This is a genomic window from Haloimpatiens lingqiaonensis, assembly GCF_901447495.1.
Taxonomy (GTDB): domain Bacteria; phylum Bacillota; class Clostridia; order Clostridiales; family Clostridiaceae; genus Haloimpatiens; species Haloimpatiens lingqiaonensis.
Map to the genome: position 1 here is coordinate 1 of NZ_CABDWS010000126.1, position 4,501 is coordinate 4,501.

General features: G+C 29.7%; 4 protein-coding genes. All 4 read left to right on the top strand.

All coding sequences use genetic code 11. The features are described 5' to 3' along the window. Positions 1–200: 200 nt before the first annotated feature. The 4 genes from FGK85_RS14530 (at position 201) to FGK85_RS14545 (ending at position 3,890) form a co-directional block, all read left to right on the top strand. On the top strand, positions 201–1,049 hold the full coding sequence (locus tag FGK85_RS14530; RefSeq protein ID WP_171011448.1) for a YitT family protein: 849 nt from the start codon (positions 201–203) through the stop codon (positions 1,047–1,049). A gap of 510 nt (positions 1,050–1,559) precedes the next feature. Beyond that, a complete protein-coding gene (locus FGK85_RS14535) occupies positions 1,560–2,339 on the top strand; it encodes an amino acid ABC transporter substrate-binding protein (protein WP_138207822.1) in 780 nt (259 codons plus the stop codon). Between the two features lie 45 nt (positions 2,340–2,384). After that, positions 2,385–3,017, top strand: a complete 633-nt coding sequence (locus FGK85_RS14540; protein ID WP_171011449.1) for an amino acid ABC transporter permease — start codon at positions 2,385–2,387, stop codon at positions 3,015–3,017. Positions 3,018–3,134: 117 nt separating this feature from the next. After that, entirely contained in the window at positions 3,135–3,890 is a 756-nt protein-coding gene (locus FGK85_RS14545) for an amino acid ABC transporter ATP-binding protein (protein WP_138207824.1), read from the top strand. The last annotated feature ends 611 nt before the right edge of the window (positions 3,891–4,501 follow it).

Sequence of the window (4,501 nt, forward strand, 5' to 3'; positions counted from 1 at the left end):
TAATACAAGCATGAAAAAAGTTAAGTTTATATAAAAATATAAAAAATAATTTAAGTATGATTTAAATAAAGAATGTGAGATTTCATGAGGAAATATTGACTTTTTTATACATTGTTAAAGTATGTGGAGTTTGTATTTTGTAAATTTCTACAATACAATTAGCATGTATGAAAGTATTTAAAGTTAAGGGGGAAGATGGGTTGAAAGATAAAAATGTTTTAATTAGGCTGATATTTATAATTTTAGGAACCTTTATATATGCAGTTGGAACAAATATATTTATTACTCCACATAAACTTTTAAGCGGTGGAGTGGCAGGTATATCACTTATGGGGCAATATGTAACAAAAATACCTTCTGGATATTGGGTATTTATAATAAATATACCCCTATTTATTATTGGATATAAGAAGATAGATTTAGATTTTATATTATATAGCGCTGTAGGAGCGATATCTGTATCAGTTTTTTTAGTTTTAACAAAGGACTTATCTCAATATGTAATTGTAAAAGACATAAATATAGCTACACTTTTTGGCTCTATAGTTACAGGCTATGGGCTAGGACTGATATTTAAATACAGGGCATCCTTAGGTGGTACAGATATAATTATGGTTATTATAAGAAAAAACACCGGAGCAGATGTGGCCAAATTGTTTTTTTTGATAAATGGAATAACTGTTCTACTAGGTACATTTGTTATTGGATTACAAAATACATTGTACACTCTAGTACTTATGTATGTAACTGGAGTAGTTATGGAAAGGGTAATGAAGGGATTCGATAAGCAAAATATCGTTATAATAGTTACGGAAAAAGAAAAGGAAGTGTCCGATGCCATAATGGAAGCTACAGGTAGGGGCACCACATACCTATATGGAGAAGGTGGCTACACTGGCAACAGAAAGAAGATTATTTATTGCCTTATGACCAATAGCCAATTAAATAGGGTAAAAAAATTAACGGAGTCTATAGATTCCTCAGCTCTCATATCCATATCTCAGGCGCAGGAAATAAAGGGCAACGGGTTTTTTACACCTGCTATATAGTAATTTGAAGAATGAAGAATTAAGAATTAATAATTAAGAATTAATAATTAAGAATTAATAATTAAGAATTAATAATTAAGAATTAATAATTAAGAATTAATAATTAAGAATTAAGAATTAATAATTAATAATTAATGATTAATAATTAAGAATTAATGATTAAGAATTAATAATTAAGTAAGATGTAATAGTGAATGAGAATTTTCCTCTACTGCGTTACGGGAAATCTCTAATTGAATATAAGCAATGGTATAGTGGGAAAAGGTATAACTAATTCATTAAATGAAGTAGTTATATCTTTTTTTTTTAAGGGCTAAAAAAATCTTTTATTGGTGACAGCCAGTTTGAATACGTAGGTATGATAAGGATTTATAATTTTACACTTTACAACTTTACTATGATAAAGTATAATGATAAACATGAATTAGAAGCAATTAAGAATTAAGAATTAAGAATTAAGAATTAAGAATGAATAATTAAGAATGAATATAACAGAAAGGGGATGGAAAGATGAAAAAAGTAGTAGTAGCATTAGTTGCGGTTTTATTAATAAGTGCATTGGCAGGTTGTGGGGTGAAGGTATCTCATGAAAATTCTAAAGGAAGTTATAATGATAAATTAGTAATAGGATTAGATGATAGCTTTCCTCCTATGGGCTTTAGAGATGAAAATGGTGAAGTAGTAGGATTTGACATAGATTTAGCTAAAGAAGTAGGTAAGAGAATTGGACTTGCAGTAGAGTTCAAGCCTGTGGACTGGGACGGAATACTTTTAAGTTTAAACAACAGGGATATAGATCTTATATGGAATGGACTTACTATAACTAATGAGAGAAAAGAAAAAATAGGCTTTTCAAAAGCGTATTTAAAAAATAGACAGATAATTGTGGTGACTAAAGACTCCAATATAGCGGGAAAAAATGATTTAAAGGGAAAAATAGTAGGGGTTCAAATGGGTAGCAGTAGTGACGAGGCTTTAAGTAAGGATTCTGCTTTAGTGAACGAATTAAAAGGAACAAAGAAATACTCAAACAACACAGAAGCCCTTATGGATTTAAAAATAGATAGAGTAAATGCAGTGGTTGTAGATGAAGTAGTGGCTAGATATTATATGACCAAAAAGCCTGGTGTATACAAAATATTAGAAGATAATTTTGGCGAAGAAGAATATGGCGTGGGCTATAGAAAAAATGATACGGAGCTGGGCGAAAAAATAGATAAGGCTCTAGAAGAAATAAAAAAAGATGGAACCATGGATAAAGTATACAAAAAGTGGTTTGGAGAAAAATAGTTAAGTATACACTTGTAAATAATATTGAAAGGAATGTAATCATTAATGGATAAGATGATAATTTATATATTAAAAGGAGGGGCTGTTACCTTAAAGCTATATGTGTTTACCATAGCTTTAGCCATTCCCCTAGGCACTGTAATAGCTTTGGCTAAAACTTATAAGCCGTTGGAAAAAATACTTGGAGTTTACACATGGATTTTTAGGGGGACTCCGCTACTTTTACAATTATTCTTTTTATACTATGGGCTTCCGGTTTTTGGCATAAGGCTTACAGAATTTTCTGCGGCACTAATTACATTTTTATTAAATTATTCAGCTTATTTTGCAGAAATCGTCAGGGGCGGAGTTATGTCCATAGATAAAGGACAATATGAGGCAGCTAAGGTATTGGGTATGAATTATGTACAAACTATGAGAAGAATAATACTTCCTCAGGCATTTTTAAGAATAATACCTTCTATCTGTAACGAAGCCATAAATTTAGTAAAAGATACTGCATTAGTTACTGTAATAGGCATGGGAGAAATTTTAAGAAACGCTAAGGAAATAGTTACTAGAGAATTTACTATAACACCTTTTTTCATAGCGGCAATTATATATTTAGCCATAAGCTCTTTAATTGTAATATTCTTTAGAAAACTAGAGAAAAATAGTAAATTAGCCGTTTCTGAATAAGGTAAATAGAGTTTTAGAATAATGTAAATAAAGCTTCAAAATAAGGTAAATAGAATTTTAAAATAAGGTATACAGAAGTTTAGAATAAGGTAAATAGAATTTTGGAGAGTGTTTTAGATGAATGCTATAAATTTAATAAATGTAAATAAAAATTTTGGTAAGCTGAGAGTTTTAAAGTGCATAAATTTAAATATAGAATCTGGAGAGATAGTCAGCATAATTGGACCCTCAGGCAGTGGCAAGAGTACTTTATTAAGGACAATAATGAAACTTGAGGAAATAGATGAGGGCATAATAAAAATTAAAGAAGAAGCTATAGCTAATGTAGAGGAGGGTATAAAAGTAAAAATACCAAAGGCTGTATTAAGTAGTTCTCTTAAAAATCTGGGCATGGTGTTTCAAAATTTTAATTTATTTCCTCATAAAACAGTTATGGAAAATATCATGGAGGCCCCAGTGATGGTTAAGAAAATGTCTAAAGAAGAATCTATTGGCAAGGCGGAAGAACTTTTAGATATGGTAGGTCTTTTAGATAAAAAAAATTCCTACCCATCAGAGCTTTCAGGTGGACAAAAGCAAAGGGTGGCTATAGCTAGGGCATTGGCAATGAAACCAGATATACTTTTATTTGATAAGCCAACTTCTGCATTAGATCCGGAACTTGTGCGTGAAGTGTTGCAGGTCATAAGAAAGCTTGCTAAAGAAAGTGGCAAAACTATGGTTATAGTAACCCATGAAATAGCCTTTGCAATGGACATAAGTAGCAGGGTTATATTTATGGATAATGGGGAAATAGTAGAGGACTCTACGCCAGAGAAAATAAAAAATACTACCAATGAAAGAGTAAAAGCATTTTTACAAAATATAACATAAAGTGCCAGTATTTTTGAATAAGCTTTTCACAAAACCTATAGGTTTATATTTTTAACGATTTTGTAACCTTTTTAATACTATTTTGTAACTCAAAAAAATTTATTAATAATATAATAGTAAATAGGTAATCAATTTTGCTACACCAATAGGAAAGATAATGTAGAGCCAATTTAATGCTCAACACACTATCTCCCTTTTCCCGAATGTTTCCAGAAGTACCCCAAAACTTCTGGAATTTTTTTTGGTTTTTTGTGCTATTGAATTTTACAATTTAGTGTATTAAAATTATATTAATGTATAAATTTGCATTAATATGTATCAATATATATAATTATATCAATATACATATATTAATAGCCACAATTCTTAATATAATTGATAATTTCAATAATCGTTTTACGTTCTAAATTTTAATTAAAACTTTAGTTCTGCAAAATAAAAAGTCAAATTGGTAATGCTACCAAAAAATAAATATGGCACACCGACGGTTTCCGTGATATATAAAAGTTATTACTCAATTAATCACACGGGAGGTTGTCAGTATGCCAAATAAATTTACTAACCATATTATATCCATAAATGATGAACTTTACAATTATTTAAATGATGTA